This is a genomic window from Chroococcidiopsis sp., assembly GCF_051657925.1.
GTDB lineage: Bacteria > Cyanobacteriota > Cyanobacteriia > Cyanobacteriales > Chroococcidiopsidaceae > Chroococcidiopsis.
The window spans coordinates 1-16,166 of the sequence record NZ_JBOFLP010000167.1 but is presented as its reverse complement, the minus strand read 5'-3'; the positions used below and the strand labels follow the sequence as shown (position 1 = coordinate 16,166).

The window sequence follows — 16,166 nt, the reverse complement described above, 5'->3', positions numbered from 1 at the left end:
TCCTCTAGCTGCTTCGCCATGCTATTGATGCTAGTTTCTAAAACAGCCATTTCAGCCGTGCCACGAACTGCCAAGCGAGTATCTAACTTACCCAAACCAATTTGAGCCACAGCCTTAGCAGCATTCAGAATCGGATAAGTCGCCCGCTTAGCCAAAACTGCGGCGATCGCCGCGATCGATAGGGCAGCTACTCCAGTTCCCAACCAGAGAACTCGGCGTAGTTCTAGTAAAGGTGCAAAGGCGCGATCGACGGGACGAGAAACTACCAATCCCCAACCTGGTTCTGGCAGTCCATCCAATTTCCCGATCGGCGTGAAGCTTATCAGTGCATTCTCACCATCATTTTTGTCCCACGCTACTTGAGTTGAAATTAGCTTGTCTTCGTGCTTGGGCTGGTCTGTAGTCGCAAGAGCTAAAACCTTGGCACGCAACTGCGGCAAATCGCGAAAATCTTCTCCCATGTAATGCCCAACTAGCCCAATTTCATCAGCCGCAAAAACATTCCCGTCAGCACCGATCAGTTTGTATTCCCATCCTTGCGCTTCAATATACTCAAAGGTTTCGTTCAGATGAATCAACGGCATTCGCAAGCGAACAACTCCTACAAGCTTATTTGTTTCTATATCTTTAATTGGAGCTGCAACTTCTAAACTAATTTTGCCGGAGGTAGGCGCAATTTTAGGATTGTTAACTGCGGGAGTTCCAGTCGCGATCGCCCGCCGAAAATATTCGCGATCGCTATAGTTTTCTGTGCGCTTAAACGGCTGCGTTGACTTGGATTGAAAGATTAAATTTCCTTTGAGGTCGAACACGACGATACTGTCATATCTACCGCTACGTGCCTCGACAAAGCTATCTAACAACGCAATTTTCTGTCCTTCAGTCGCCGCCGCCCTCAGCCTAGAATTTGCCAACATGGGAGAATTACTAATCGTTTCCGCATCATCGATTGTTTGCTGCGTTGCCATGCCAATGCCGCGCCGAACATCAAGCGTGCGGTTTTCCTGCTCGGCAATAATTTGCTGCTCTAGAGAATTATTGGCTATGGTGTAGGCAACGCCGCCAACAGTTGCGACTGGAATAGCACCAATTGCGATCGCCAAAATTGTTGCTTTATGTTGCAAACTCAAACCTTTCCAGAAACGCAGACCCCTTGATAGTGAAGATTGCCAAGGTACGTTTTTCTGTATTGATGGCGATTGAGTTGATGGCGATTGGCTCGGTATTGCAGTTGAATCTGGCGCTACTGCCGAAACTCGCTCCCACTGAGGCGAGATGCGATCGCGATCGGGGTTTGGCGGATCGAGCTTGAGAGTTGACTGCGACATGAAATTTACCTCATGGCTGTAGAGAAGAGAGCTGCTCTTGAGCTGGGGAGAAGTCGGAAGTCGGAAGTCGAAATTCGGAATTAATACAAACTCCCTGCTCTCTACTCCCTGCTCCCTGATAACTGATAACTGATAACTGATAACTGTTAACTGACAACTGTTAACTGACAACTGACAGCAGCAGCGATCGCTTTGACCGATAAAATTGCTGTCATTTCGCTATCGCCGCTTAACTTATATCCGCGCACGAAGGGAGCGAAGGGAGTAGAAACAGCAGTAAATGGCGGCGGTTGGATTGTGTCTGGATTGCACCATTCGATGTCGTCAATTCGCTCTATGACTAAACCGATTGTTTGGGTTTCTGCTGTCGGTGCAGGTAGGCGATCGCAGAGGTTAGCTTGCAAGACAACTGCTGTATAAGTTAGAACGTTGCTGGTTTGGTAGCGATCGCCAGCAGTCAGCCCGACTAATTCAGCTAAATCGACCATCCAGAGAATTTCACCCCGCCAGTTATAAACTCCCATGACCCAACTTGGCATGTGCGGGATCGGTACGATCTGTTCCGCAGACAGCTTCAAGATTTCTAGCAACTGAGTTACGGGAAGCAAGGCTGCTGTGTCTGGTTCGAGGTAAAAGCGCAGAAATTGCTCGTCAGCATCGGTGAAAGTTACTCTTTCTGGTGATGCCTCCTGGGAGTCTAACTTTGGTGACTTGGATACCATAATTGTCTCGCCTCACACGTTAGGTTCAAACCATGAGAGTTGTTTCACCGTGTGAAACCAATAGCAGTTGCTTCACAGTGCGAATAAATTCTTCTGGCGCTACAGGCTTCGGTAAGTAAGCGTCTGCTCCTTGCTTTAAACCCCAGAATTTATCCATGTCAGTCCCTTTTCTCGAACAGAGGATAACAGGGGTATTTTTGGTGGATGGGTTAGCTTTTAAAGCACGGCAGAGTTCAAATCCACTCCGACCTGGCAAGACAACATCTAAAATAATGATGTCAGGCTTGCAGTCACTCATTTTTTCCAGGGCTTCTTCTCCGCTCTTAGCAGCCAAGACGCTGATCCCGCCTTGTTGCAAATAGCTGGCGATCGCTTCCCGCTCGGTCAAACAATCTTCTACAACGAGGGCAATATCCATAGAATTCACCAAAGATTGGCAATTAGCGATTAGCGGTTAGCGATTCGCAACGAGCGACTAGCGATTAGTAACTGCTCTGTGCTTCCTGCTCCCTGCTCCCTGTCCCTAAACTCAGCAACAGCTTTTCATCTCTGGGCTGCATTCTTGCGCCAGATAAGTTAAACTCTTCATCCGCAACAATACCAACTGCTCGTAGAAAGGATTGAGCTTACATAAGGGTGGAACATGTAACAGACTGCGATCGAAAAATCGAATGTCTCGCTCGAAGGGACAACTTGCTGGAATCACGCGACAGACAAATCGAGCCGTTTTCGGGCGACGAATCTCGATAGATTCCAGTTTTTGTTGAGTTGGCTGTATGAGACTCAGCCAAAGTTTGTTGGTGTTTGCTCTGGTATTCATTGAAAACCTCACAGAAGCATTTTTTGGTTGACGGTTGACAGTAAACGCTACGCTACACTGCGTGAAGACAGTTGACAGTTAACTACTCCCTGCTCCCTGCTCCCTGATAACTGCTCACGTACTGTGTTTGAGATGTTTGTGAATTGCGCCTAGAACTCGATCGGGATCGATGGGCTTGCCCAGAAAATCTGAGGAACCGACAATTTTAGCTCTGACGCGATCGATAATGCCATCGTTTCCAGTGAGGATGACAATTGGCGTGTGCTGGAAGCAAGAAAGCTGACGCAGACGGCTGCAAAGTTCGTATCCGTTAATATTTGGCATCATCAAATCGAGAAAGATTAAATCTGGTTTGATGGCTAGCAAAACTCCAATCGCCCGCAGTGCATCATTTACGCCAACAAATCGATAGTTAGCTGTTGTCATCACTTTTTCCATGATGTGGCATATCCAAGAACTGTCATCTACACAAGCAATCAACGGTGCTTGAGTATCATGAGGTGTAAGTGATGAGAGAACCGGAGCGGCAAGATCGGGAATATTAATCAACTCCACAAACCCTGACTGAATATATGGCAGGAGAGAACGCAGTGCCGAGTTGACATCTCGCTGCATCTGAGCGGCAATATCCCGTAGCGTATGTTGTCCGTCTAGTAGCTGGCTCAAGGCTTGATAAGCTGGAGCAGAGATGCTGTGTTGCAATTCTTCCGATTGTTTAATAACTGGGGCGCTGTTAGGAGAATAATTGAGTCTGTTTGCTTGCCAAGCTTGCCACAATCGTTCGACTTCGGCGATCGCTTGAGCGGCATCGATCGCAACTACGGGAGTCAGCGTGCTGCTACTGGGCTTGAGTTCGTAGGCAACCTGTACTGCTTGAGTAACATCAAACAAAACTTCGATAATGACCGACCATGCAAATCTTGCCATTTGTTCTGGAGTTATCTGCTGCTGTTCGAGCCATGAAGTCAATAACTGATACTGCCAGCAGACGCTAGAACCTTCAATCGAAGTCGTGGCTAATTGATTCTCCCACGATTCGTTTGATAGCGAGCGATCGCTTGCTATTTGAGGTAAGTGTGTTGCGAGATTCCGTCTCCATCGCCTGACTGGATGTTCTCCACCAGTAGCGTAGATAATCAAACCTCGGTGAACGTGCAGAATCCATTTTCTACCGCAGGAGTTTGTCAGAATCAGTTGACCGTTAAACCGCAACTGCTTCAAGGTTTCAAACAATTCAACCTGCTTTGGGGGGGTGAAATCCCGAATTAATGGAGCATCATTTCTCCTAGTTAGCAGGGCATCAACTGATTTTTCAAGAATGCTGTTATTCATTGCCTGTTCCTGCAATCTGTTTTTTTCTTACTCTTGGGATTTGTTGACTACCCTGCGTTGAGGATACAATGCATTGAGAATATAAATGGACGCAGTAGTATTTAAAACATTTATTCTCTTCTGCTAGCACCTTAGTGTATAAAATAAGCCACAAAAGGTGACAAAACTGGGACAAAGTTGTCATCCGTCATTGGTCATACCATTTCACTAAAACTGCAATACAGACGAGTTCCTATAACCCACCTTTTTAAGGGGGGATGGGGGGATCTTTTCTGCCGTAATTAAAAAATTATTGACTTTTGACATCAAGTACGGGCGGGTTTAAGTGAAAAACTCTTTGTTTTTCCACAAAATCTTCAAAAAACTCGCCCCTACAACTTACGACCTACGATTTCTTATGGGTCTTGCTTGAGGCGATAACCTACACCGTAAGCGGTTTCAATGGGATCTCCAGGCGAACCTGCTAACTTGAGCTTATGACGCAAACGTTTGACCAAAGCTTTGACTGCATCTTCATCCGGCGGTTCGTCGAAAGACCAAAGATTTTCTAAAATTGCACTACGACTGAGAACCTTAGAGCCGCTTCGCATGAAGAGTTCTAGTAAGCGATACTCTTTTGGAGTCAGTCTGAGGGGACAGCCTTTATAAGTCACTTCCCGCGTGTTTACATCCAAAGATAAATTGCCACTTTTCATTGCTGGAGGTAGGGACGAACCACCTCGGCGTAATAAAGCGCGGATACGTGCCGATAATTCTTGCAGTTTGTATGGTTTAATCACGTAGTCATCTGCACCCGCATCGAGTCCATTGACGCGATCTTCGGTTGCATCTCTAGCTGTTAACATCAAGACTGGCATTTGGTAGCCTTGAGTCCGCAACTGGCGACAAAGGCTAATGCCATCCATTTTAGGCAGCATGACATCAATCAGAACTAAGTCGTAATCAAAAGACTTGACAAAATCCCAACCAGCGTGACCATCAGCGGCAACATCAACGACGTAATGTTGGTTACTGAGTGCTTCTGCAAGTAACTGATTGATGAGTTTATCGTCTTCGACTAGTAACAATCTCATGATGGTATGTCATTCCAAAAACAGGTTAGCAAGGGTGAACCTACTTCTCAGAAGGTTGTTAGGTGGCGATCGCTCAAACTAATTCTTTGCTCGGACTCATTCGAGAATTAGTTCATGTTACAGGTAATTGCTGCGATCGAAGGTAAAGAAAACTGAATTTAATTGTCAAAAACTATACACTGAAGGACAGAACGTAAGGTAGTAGCGCGATTCAAGCAGTTTTTCGCGGTAAATCGAGAACATTACCACTACTGGGGCGCAGCACGCGGGCGCAGGGGGCAAATTGGATGATATGTTCGAGGTTACGAACAATTGTGGCGCAGATAGCATCTAAGGGCAAGTCATTGGCATCGCGACCGAAAGGTTCTTCAATTTCTGCCCCTACCTCATTGATACCTAAGTAGAGAAAACTCATAAAGGCAAGGATCGGTGCAGTCCACCACTTGATACCACCAACTAGCTGAAAAGGTAAAAGCAGGAAATAAATCCATAGCAAAGCATTGAGAGTAACGGTATATACCAAGGGAACGGGAGTTTTCAGGATGCGTTCGCAGCCACCTAAAATGTCTACCATATCATCTAATAGTTCGTGCAAGGATGTCAGCTGAAAAATGTTTAGACGTTGGCGCTCGAATTGATGTTGCAAATAATCTCCCATCCAATAAGCAATTTCTAAGGGAGCGTGATTGACATTTTGCAGTTGATGATATTGTAACGGTGACATCATCGGCTCCAATTCTGAATTCATTGGTTCTCGCCGTAGATGGATTTTCATCGCCACAGCAAAGGCAGCAACTAGATAGACAGCAGCACTTTTTTCGTCTCGCTCCTGCGGTTCTCTTTGTTCGATCGTAATTGAGATTCCCCGTGCTAAATTGCGTGTAGTATTTACCATTGAACCCCAAAGTTTGCGTCCTTCCCAAAAGCGTTCGTGAGCTGTATTGGTGCGGAACACCAGTAGTAGGCTAAGAATGACGTTAAAACTAATAACGACATTTTGAATTATTTTACTGTCAGCAAAGAAAGCAGGCAGCTTTCCATAATGATCGAGTAAAGAAATTAGTAAGCCATAACTCCCACACATAATGACCCAAGGCAGAATTCCGTGAATGACAGAGGTTAAAAGTCTCTGAGTAACTTGCAGCCAGTGTAATTGTTCTCCGGTATAGATTTGGAATTTTTCGCGAAACGATCGCAATGCTACTAATTTACGGTGATGTGACTGCGATCGCTTGATTGAAGCAAATTTTTGCGATCGATTTTGGCGACTGCGAGCCTTTTTACTGATGGAAAAAATCATCAACTCAACCTCATTCTACGAGCATTTTCTAGCACCAATGACACAAATTTAATCGTTCATCTCTTTCAAAGTCGCTACCGTTGATGGTGACATCCGGCTGAGAGAACGGAAAACCCAATACTTAAAAATTGTGGCGAGAATGACCGGAACTGTGGCGATAAATAGAAAGATTACACCGCGATTTGCTGCAATTCCTAAATGACTAGATAGTCCTTCTAACAAAACTTCCCAACCATGAGGAGAGTGAAACCCGACAAAGATATCGGTAATCAGAATAATTGAAAAAGCCTTAGCACTATCACTCAAGCCAGTCACAATATTATCCATGAATGACTTGAGCATCATAATATCTTTACGTCGCCATAGTAACACTAAAGCAAAAGATAAAACAGCGATGATATCAGCAAAAACATTACTAACAGCGTTATTGCTACGATGACGAAATTCCTGAGAAATTTCAGTTGCTTTATCTTTGACCTTTTCTTCAATTGCTTCTGAAGTTAGTGCAGGTGCTGCACCCATCAAACGTTCTAGCTTGAGTTCTTCTTCAAAGGTTTGCAGTTCTTTGAGTGCCTCTTCTTTCATTTCAGAGTTTAAGAAGACTGGCGTAACTGCTTCGTTTCTCACGCGCTCGACAATTGGTTGCACCAAATAAAGTTTGGATACTTGCTGAGTTATTAAAGGAATCAAAATCAACAATGCCAGTAACCTAATGGCAACGACAGTCTTTTTTTGCGATCGCCGAAATGATTTGACAACTTCTGCCTCTGCATTTGGGTCAAGCTCATTCTTGATTTTATTAATTGTTCGCTCAAGAGAACGCGGTAGAACTCCAGCTTTGACTTGCGGTTCGGCATTTTCTGGAGCTGAATTTCTAGAGTTTTTGCGGTGGAGTTGCCTCGCTCTAGTTTTTTCTGGGGCGATCGCTTGTTTCACCTCAATAACTTGAATTGGTGGAGTGGGTAGCTGGGATGAAGTATTGCTTGGGAAATTAGTTGAAAAAGGAACTAACGCCGCCGATGATTGAGGTTCGAGAGTGTATTTCGTCAGAGTTCCTTCGGTAAAAAAGAGCCGCATCAGGTGGTCTTGCCCTAAATTTCCCTGCGTAGAACTACTCGTATTAAACTCCTTCATTTGCTGTTTGAGTATACTTAAATGCTTCTCAAAATCAGCTTGCACGCTAGCAGGGAGTTGAGCATTGTTAGCGGCTGATGCAGTTACTTTACCACCATGAAAATATCGGTCTTCAATCGATTTTATGCTCAGCGCGGCTTGATATGCTTGTTCTAGCGATCGCTCTGGCGTACCAAAGATTTTTCCTTTGAGTTGAGAAAGGGGGTCTGTGGATTTGTTGAAGAAGGTAGAAGTCATGCTGCAACTGGGGTGTTTGGAGTACATTTTGGACTAAATTCTGCGTGAGGCGATCGCTGTTACCTGAAACTTTTTTATAGGCGATCGACCACTGCTTTTGGATGCCAATGAGTACGGCTGGGATGGGAACTCGTGTAATAAATGTGACTGTGGGGCAAACGATGTCTTGGTTGCGTAGTAATGTCATCAGTATGCTACTCGTCAAGGATCGTAACTGTTCGGGACAGTGCATACTCATCCCTCAGTCCTCCTCTCCATACTTGCAGGGTGAGTGTTTAGGCAACAAGTTTTAGCAGAGGGTGTTTGCCCTTTTGACAGGAGTCAATTTGACAGGAGTTAATTTGACGGTAGTGATTTTGATGGCGGTGACTCTGAGTCACAGTAGGTAAATTTTCTACATCCGACTGGCTAGTAATTATTGCTCCAGCAGGGATATGTTTTTTATTGGGAATGCCAACAGCCATAGAAAGTGATTGACGCGATGCTGCTTGACCGTTGGTGGTAACTAATTTCAGTTTGGGTGTCATGGTGAAGTGAGTAATTGTTAGTTATCAGTTATCAGGGAGCAGGGAGCAGGGAGCAGGGAGCGCACGAGCAGTTAATTCCGACTTACGACTTACGACTTACGACTTATTTATGCTGCTTTCAATTGCTCGGCAGTACCAATGCCTTGATAGCCAGTGGCTAGCTGCGTGTTGACGTGAACCACGGCTTGATTGAGGAATCTGAGGGGATATTCGTTGGTAATTAAGGGTAAATTGTCAGCAGCTTCTTGTGTAGTGATCAGAGAACCTGCGGGAACGTATCTGCCATCGGCGATATTAACTCCCATGACTAAAGCTTTGGGTTCGATAACGCAGTTATTGCCGACTGTGGCTCGAAATACTAAAGATTGCATTCCGACAAAAGTATCAGTACCAATGCTGGCTGGACCGTGGACTTGACATTGATGCGCCAGGGAAACGCGATCGCTGATGTATACTCCATAGAAGTTACCTTCAACTTCTACTACAGCCTCATGCACCATTTCACCATTGACGTGAGTTTCTAAAGCATGAAGCACTACGCAATCTTGTACGTTGACATCATCTCCTACCCAGATCGGTTGTCCTTCATCGCCTCGTACTGATGCTGCGGGAGCTACCATCACTCGCTTGCCAAGATAAACGTTACCAATTACGGCAGCTAGAGGGTGAATGTAAGCGGTAAAGTCGATTTTTGGCGAATTTTGTTCTTGATTGAAGGATGCCAGCACATTAGCGTGAACGTTAGCAGACTGCTGGGTGCGATCGCTTTTGATAGAGAAGATGTTGCTCATGGGAATACCTCTTTCTTGGTTTGACTTGGGAATTTCCTTATGCATGTCATAAGTTAAACCAATAAATGTAATAAACCTGGAATAAAAAAGTGACAAAGTTGAGACAAAGTTGAGAATAGGTGAAATAGCGCTTTATCTCGCCAAGCAGAAAATCTCGCTAGTTGAGTTTTTCTCGTCCCACGTACTTTACAGACACGCCATTTAAACCAAGGTAACTACCTCAGCGTTCTGACATCTCACCCTCTCGTCTACGCCACAGGTTGTTTGCAGAACTACCAATGACCAATGACCAATGACTAATGATAGCTATAACGCCAGACTTATAAATCACCCAGATTTACCGCATTTGTCTCCCGTAGCTTAACAGAGGTAGTGGGTAACTGAAGTCTTGCTCTCAAAACATGAGAGTCTTCTCATGCAATCTTCATGTTAAGTTCACGATTATATTTTAAGATTAAAGTCGCTCTTTTATTACTTTTTTTGCACTATTCTCATGTACGATTCGAGTTGAACTGGAGCTTATCGCATCTCTTTCTCTATTGAGAATCGAGCGCGATATCCGATTGAGTTAAGATCAGTGTAAATATTCAATGTTTCAATCATTACGTTGGTTATTTTTACTAACTTATTTATTAGTAATGTCTGCTATATTTGGTGCATCTAGCACAGCTATTTATATCTTTTATAGCCGTAGTCTAGAGCAACAGTTAAACGATCGCTTACAGATTTTGGCTGAAGCTGCTATTCCTAGTTTGCGAATCATCAAAAGCCGAGGAATTCAAAGATTAGATGATGAACTTCCTTGGCAAGAGTTATTTCGCCATAATCAAAGCCTTGAATGGTTTAATCCTAAAGGTAAGCCCTTAGCAAAAGAGGGAAAATTTTTTGCTAATTCGTCATTGTCGCAAGCCTTAGCTGATGGTTTACAAGAGGGCTTTCCAATCCTACAGCAACAAGGACAAGTTCGAACTTTTTCTATTGCTGTTTATACCGAAGATAGAGATAAAACTACATTACGCTTAGAAGGATATATTCGCGCTAGCGAGTCTACTCAAGATTTGATGTGGAAGTTAGAGCAACTACGCTCAGGTCTGATTGTGGGAGGAGTCACAGTATTACTATTAAGTAGTATTAGCGGTATTGGTTTAACTTGGCTCACTCTCCAACCAATGCAACGTAATTTAAGGCGATTAAAACACTTTACCGGAGATGTAGCGCACGAACTACGCAATCCCCTAACCGCGATTGGTACTACAGTAGATTTATTACGTAATAGTCCAGAAGAGTTAAGTCCGGCTCAGGTGAGAAAGTTAGCAATTATCGATCGCGCCAACGAGCAAATCATTCATTTGGTAGAAGATTTACTATTTCTATCCAGAGCTAATATTGCTAGCGATCGCCTCGATCGCGATTTTAACTTTGCACCGATTCGCTTAGAAGAGTTACTACATGATTTAGTCGAACGCTTTGAACCACAAGCTCAAAGTAAGCAAATTCAGTTCACCCCGCATTTACGTACTGGTATAGTCGTGAAAGGCGACAGCCATAAACTCAGCCGCTTATTTTCTAATCTTCTAGATAACGCACTCAAGTACACAACCGACGGGGGAAGAGTAGCGCTATTTTTAGAACAAGAGCAACGATTTGCTGTGATTCGGATCGAAGATACGGGAATTGGTATTCCACCAGATTCGCTACCACTCATTTTTCAGCGCTTTTGGCGAGCTGATACAGCTAAATCTGAAAAAGATGGTTTAGGCTTAGGGCTAGCGATCGCTCAAGCAATCGTCCAACAGCATAAAGGTGAAATAAAAGTCAGCAGTAGATTAGGTGCTGGTAGCAGCTTTCGCGTTTTACTACCGCTAGATCCTCAGGCATAATGGCATCAAAACATAAAAAATGTAGAGACGCTACATGTAACGCCTCTACATTTAGATGATGAATTACATTTTGACTTTTAACTTTTGACTTTTGACTTTCCTAATAGCCGCCTTCTTCTTCGTACTCTGGTTGCTTGATTTTCTTGGGAATATTTAAAGGCTGCGGTTCTTCGTCTTCTCCCCAAGCATCGCCATCGAGATCGTCATCTAAATCTTTCGGTGCTGTGTATGGCTTCGGTTCAAACGGTTGGGGTTCGGGGTAGCGGGGTGGAGGTGTAGGCGTATAGCGATCGCTTCCCGACGCTTCACTCCAGTTTTCTTCTTCCTCTAAATCGCGATCGTATCTGTTGGGTTCGTACTGCTGGCGGCGTAATGGCTGCTGTTCGATCCGAGGCTGGACTGTTTCATACTCGTATTCATCCTCATCCCAGGCTTCCTGTACCGCAGGTTGAGTCGTCCGTAGAGGTTGGGCTTTTGGTGCTTGCAACGGTACGCCACTTCCAAGCTGGTTTTCCGGTCGCACTGCTGTGGGAGTATAGTACTGGTCTTCTTCTTTCTCCCAAGGTGCTTTACCAATACCAAGCCGTTCTAGCACTCCAACACTCAAACGATTAATTCTTTCTTCAGCGCCTTCAAAGACAATTAACCGATTGGGACCGCTGCTGACAACTTCTTCGATTGGCAATTCATAAGTACTAATTACCTGGTCGGGGATCTGGGGTAAACCCAGCGAAGCGATAATTAAAGAATGGATTTTGCCTGTTTGAGCGTTAAATGTAAAGCCACGCACTCGCCCCAAGGGTTGACCTGTTTCTGTAATGACTTCACACTTAACTAAGTTGCTGTAAATCTCTACATCGATATCTTCGATCGCGTCTTCGTTCTCCACCAAAATCACATCGCCGATTTTGCTGATGCTGCTCAGGTACATATAACGCGGTACGCTAGCAAAGGCGATCAGGTTGTCTCGCAAACCAAGAGCTACAACCTCCCTGCGATCGATATCTACCCATAATTGGCTGACAACCCCTAATACTTTGGCGTTGTCATCCGCGATCACCTTTGTATTTAAGATGTCGGAGCGTTTAATAGTGTTTTCAGAGGTCATTGCTTTGCGGAGTCCCGATCTCGAATCAGGGTTAACGGTTAATACTTTCTAACGATCGATACTATTATGATGGAATCCTCAACCAAAGTTGTCTTAGGGTTACAATTTTATGCCTAAAACTTGCGTATAAGCTCCTCGCGCTTGGGTCACTCCTATTGTACGTTCGGCTGATTCTATCATGGGTCGGCGCAGGCTCACGACAATAAACTGTGCTTGTTTAGCCTGTTGTTCGATCATTCTAGCTAATCGTTCTACATTTGCCCCGTCTAGGAACATATCTACCTCATCAAAGGCATAAAAAGGTGATGGGCGATAGCGTTGTAGGGCAAAGATAAAACTCAGCGCCGTGAGAGATTTTTCTCCCCCTGACATAGAAGCTAGACGCTGCACGGGTTTACCTTTGGGATGTGCAACTAAATTAAGTCCGCTGGTGAATGGATCTTCTGGATTATCGAGTTGCAGAAATCCATCCCCATCCGATAGAGTGGCGAAAATAGATTGAAAGTTTTCATTCACCGCATCAAAGGCTTCTTGAAACGCTCTTTGACGCAGAGTGGTAAAATTTTCAATCCGCAATAACAATTCAGTGCGTTCGGCTTCTAGGGTCAATAATTTTTGACTTAATTCTTCTAGACGCGCGTTGGTACGTTCGTATTCTTCTAACGCCAACATATTGACAGGTTCCATCGCTTCCATGCGCTTGACAAGCGATCGCAATTCTTTCTGCAATTGTTCTAGATCGACCTTATCCGGTGCTTCTGGTAGGGGATCGGGCATTTCTGCGGCTTGGATTTGAATCTGCGCTTGTAAGTTAACTAAATCTTCTCGCCGCGATGTTTGCGTTTCTTGCAACTTTTGTTGTTGCCATTCTACCTGTTGTTGGTTTAAATGCAGTTCCCGCAGTTTTTGCTCGGCGCGATCGCGTTCTTGTCTTTCCGCCGTCATCCGCTGTTCGATTTCTTTCAAGGATGTATGGATCTGCTTTAAATGTTCGCCAATCTCCTGTAATTGAGCATTGACAGCAGCTTGCTGCGACTGATTTTCTTGTTGCTGTTGTTGGTATTCTCGCGATCGCACTGCGCATTCTTGAATTTTTTCGTGCAATCTTTGAGTTTGATTTTCTATGTCTTTCAATTGCTGTTCGGCGTTACGAACTATCTCGATTCTAGTTTGTAATTCCTGTTCTTGATGTCTAATTGCGGCTTGAATTTGCTGCCATTGACTGTTAGTTTGAGATTGTTCTAACTCCACTAAAGCTTGACGTAGTTGTTGTAATTGTTCTTCTTGTGTAGGTAAATCTCGTTCTAAAGTCTCTAATCTAGCTTGTACCGTAGATAGTTGTTTTGTGTTCTGAGCTAGTTGCGATTGCCCAGTTTCCACTTGTTGGATTAGCTTGCGAATTTCTTTTTGTAATTGATCCTTCAGGAGATTATTTTCTCTTTGTTTGGTCTTCGCTTCTGTTAACTCTTGAGATAGATTTTTAGTTTTAGCTGTCAAATTACCAATCGATTCACCACACCGAGCCAAAATGCGATCGATTTCCTGCAAGCGATTTCTTAACTCTATAACTTCCTGAGATTCAGTAGCATCGCTCGTACCGAAATGCAAACTTGAATTTTGCTGGCTGATACTACCCCCAGTCATCGCCCCACTGGTTTCTAACAATTCTCCCGCTAAGGTGACGATCCGATATTGCCCTAAATGAGAACGCGCTGATTGCAAATCGGCAAAAACAACCGTACTACCAAAAACATAGCTAAAAATATCTTGATAGCGGCGATCGCATTCAATTAGATTAATTGCATAGTCGATATAACCATTGGCATAGCGCAACCCCGAAGCAGGCGAAAATCGCGGGGCTTGAATTTTATTTAGGGGCAAAAACGTCACCCTCCCCCCTCGTTTTTGCTTCAGGATCTCAATCCCCGAAGCCGCCACGCCATCATCTTCTACTACCAATTGTCCTAATCGCGCCCCAGCTGCAATTTCTAAAGCTAGTTGATACCGAGGTTCGACTTTCCCGAGTTGGGCTACCAAACCACAAATCCTGCTTAAACCTGATTGCAGCAAAATTTTTGTGGCAAAAGTCCCTTGAGTTTCCTGCAAGGCTTGAGACTGCGCCTCCAACTTATCCAACTGGCGCTGTTTATCTCTTTGTTCTTGGAGTAGGCGATTTTGAGTTTGCTGTTGAACTTGCAATTCGGCTTCAGCCGCAGCTAAAGATTGAGCTAAAGATTGAATTTGCTCGATTTGACTCGATAATTGAGTTTCTATTTCGGTTAATTGCGTTTGCTTTGTCGCCAGTTCTGGCTCTAAAGTTTGAATCAACCCAGTCTGCTCTTGAATTTGCTTTTCTAATTGATGCGATCGCTCTTTTAATTGCGCTTGTTCGGTACGCTGGGGTTCTACAGTTTGCAGCAGAGATTCAACTTGGCGACTTAAAGCGGCTTGTTGTTGCACCCAAGCATCGGAAGCATCGGCGACTGCACTAGCTTCTGTACGACTTTGTTCTAAGGTTTGTTGCGCCTCATCTCGTTGTTGACGCAGGGAAGAAAGTTGAGCCACGATTTCCTGTTGCTGTTGTTGCAACCGCACCAGAGAATTTTGGTGTTGTTGAATTTCTAACTGTTGTTGCGTGTAAGCGTTCCCAGCATTTTCATAAGCATTTGTCAAGTCTCTTTGACGATTTTGTAACTGTCGCCGTTCGGCTTCCTGGGTGGCTAGAGTTGATTGCAGAGATAAGAGTTCTTCTTCCCCCAGAGTTTTCACCCGTGCGTTGAGTGCGTCTAATTCTGCCGTTACCTGCTGAATTTGGGTGTTGAGGATAGTAAGTTGAGTCGTTAATTCAGTTAGGGTACGATCGCCCGTTTGAATTTCCGCCACCAACTTTTCTTGTTGCTGTTGCAGCGATCGCCAAACTAAGACAATTTCCCATTGCTGTTTCTGTTGATATTCCGTCCGCAGCTTTTGATATTTCTCAGCTTGGATGCGATCGTGAGACAGGCGATCGCGTTGCGTAATTAATTCAGTTTCAACGATGCGGTAGCGGTCTTCCCTGTCTTTAACTTCATTTAAGGTTTCTTTTGCCTGAATAATTTTGCGATCGTAATTCGCTACCCCTGCTAGTTCGTCAATAATCTCCCGTCGTTCTCGCGAGTGCATGGAAATAATACTCGTCACGTCCCCTTGCAGCACGACATTGTAGCCTTCAGGATAAATGCGGATCTGACTCAGTTGTTCGTGCAACTCAGTTTGAGTACAGGTAGAACCATTAATGTAATAAGTTGACGTATACGAACCCTGCTGAGTGACTCGTAAGCGGCGCGTAATCGTCAATTCATTAGGGGTGAGGAGTGAGGAGTGAGGAGTGAGGGATGTGTCTTCCTCCTCCTTGTCTCCCTTGTCCCCCTTGTCCTCTAAATCTTCAACATAATGCCCATTCCCATTTCCATTCACTCCCGACTCCTGAACGCCAGTTCGCACAACGGGGGGAACCCCCGCAAGCGACTGGCTCCTCCCGACTTCCGACTCCCGACTCCCCTCTAAATCAAAAGTCACAGTCACAATCGTTTCTACTGCCGATTTTCCGCGTGTCGCTTTGTCGTGGTTGACAAGATCGGGTAGGCGTTCCGCCCGCATTCCTCTAGAACTTGCTAGACCGAGGCAAAACAGGAGAGCATCAAGAATATTAGATTTACCAGAACCGTTGGGTCCTGAGACGACTGTAAATCCTGGCAGCAAAGGAATTTTAGTCGTGCCACCAAAGGATTTGAAGTTGGTGAGTTCTACGCGCTTGACATGAACCATGTAGGCTGGTCAGTGAAGGAGTGTGAGGAACAAGTGTATCAAAGACAGGATGCCCAACAGGTTAGCATAGATTATTCAATTGGCTATAGTTTCTGTGTAAGTGGTGC

The 16,166-nt window shown here is 44.7% G+C and carries 14 protein-coding genes; 1 reads left to right on the top strand and 13 read right to left on the bottom strand.

Features of this window, described 5'->3' with window-relative positions; translation table 11 throughout:
• The 11 genes from ACRC32_RS13685 to ACRC32_RS13635 form a co-directional block, all read right to left on the bottom strand.
• Positions 1–1,499, bottom strand: a 1,499-nt coding sequence (locus tag ACRC32_RS13685; protein WP_438554489.1) for a HAMP domain-containing protein, incomplete at its 3' end; no start/stop codon positions are given.
• Entirely contained in the window at positions 1,475–2,050 is a 576-nt protein-coding gene (locus ACRC32_RS13680; protein WP_438554488.1) for a chemotaxis protein CheW, read from the bottom strand. The genes ACRC32_RS13680 and ACRC32_RS13685, both read right to left, overlap by 25 nt.
• A 25-nt stretch (positions 2,051–2,075) precedes the next feature.
• Positions 2,076–2,468: a response regulator transcription factor gene (locus ACRC32_RS13675; protein WP_015156147.1), complete on the bottom strand. Its 393-nt coding sequence runs from the start codon at positions 2,466–2,468 to the stop codon at positions 2,076–2,078.
• Positions 2,469–2,579: 111 nt separating this feature from the next.
• Complete coding sequence (locus ACRC32_RS13670) at positions 2,580–2,870, bottom strand: Mo-dependent nitrogenase C-terminal domain-containing protein (RefSeq protein WP_438554487.1); 291 nt, start codon at positions 2,868–2,870, stop codon at positions 2,580–2,582.
• A 114-nt stretch (positions 2,871–2,984) separates the two neighbouring features.
• Positions 2,985–4,202 (bottom strand): response regulator, encoded by a 1,218-nt coding sequence (locus tag ACRC32_RS13665; protein ID WP_438554486.1) that lies wholly within the window; start codon positions 4,200–4,202, stop codon positions 2,985–2,987.
• Between the two features lie 395 nt (positions 4,203–4,597).
• Positions 4,598–5,275: a response regulator transcription factor gene (locus ACRC32_RS13660; protein ID WP_438554485.1), complete on the bottom strand. Its 678-nt coding sequence runs from the start codon at positions 5,273–5,275 to the stop codon at positions 4,598–4,600.
• A gap of 211 nt (positions 5,276–5,486) precedes the next feature.
• Complete coding sequence (locus ACRC32_RS13655; RefSeq protein ID WP_438554484.1) at positions 5,487–6,575, bottom strand: bestrophin family protein; 1,089 nt, start codon at positions 6,573–6,575, stop codon at positions 5,487–5,489.
• 48 nt (positions 6,576–6,623) lie between these two features.
• Positions 6,624–7,826 carry a proton extrusion protein PcxA gene (locus tag ACRC32_RS13650; protein ID WP_438554490.1) on the bottom strand — a complete coding sequence of 401 codons (1,203 nt, stop codon included), beginning with the start codon at positions 7,824–7,826 and terminating at the stop codon, positions 6,624–6,626.
• Positions 7,822–8,184 carry a hypothetical protein gene (locus ACRC32_RS13645; protein WP_438554483.1) on the bottom strand — a complete coding sequence of 121 codons (363 nt, stop codon included), beginning with the start codon at positions 8,182–8,184 and terminating at the stop codon, positions 7,822–7,824. The genes ACRC32_RS13650 and ACRC32_RS13645 overlap by 5 nt, the downstream gene beginning before the upstream one ends.
• Positions 8,185–8,221: 37 nt before the next feature.
• Entirely contained in the window at positions 8,222–8,473 is a 252-nt protein-coding gene (locus ACRC32_RS13640) for a hypothetical protein (RefSeq protein ID WP_438554482.1), read from the bottom strand.
• Positions 8,474–8,580: 107 nt separating this feature from the next.
• Positions 8,581–9,264, bottom strand: coding sequence for a carbonic anhydrase (locus ACRC32_RS13635; RefSeq protein ID WP_438554481.1), 684 nt, complete (start codon positions 9,262–9,264; stop codon positions 8,581–8,583).
• 590 nt (positions 9,265–9,854) lie between these two features.
• Here ACRC32_RS13635 and ACRC32_RS13630 point away from each other — a divergent pair.
• Positions 9,855–11,144, top strand: coding sequence for a sensor histidine kinase (locus ACRC32_RS13630; RefSeq protein WP_438554480.1), 1,290 nt, complete (start codon positions 9,855–9,857; stop codon positions 11,142–11,144).
• Positions 11,145–11,244: 100 nt separating this feature from the next.
• On the opposite strand, the gene ACRC32_RS13625 is transcribed toward ACRC32_RS13630, so the two are convergent.
• Entirely contained in the window at positions 11,245–12,252 is a 1,008-nt protein-coding gene (locus ACRC32_RS13625; protein ID WP_438554479.1) for a PRC-barrel domain-containing protein, read from the bottom strand.
• Positions 12,253–12,351: 99 nt separating this feature from the next.
• On the bottom strand, positions 12,352–16,059 hold the full coding sequence (gene smc, locus ACRC32_RS13620) for a chromosome segregation protein SMC (protein WP_438554478.1): 3,708 nt from the start codon (positions 16,057–16,059) through the stop codon (positions 12,352–12,354).
• Positions 16,060–16,166 lie beyond the last annotated feature (107 nt).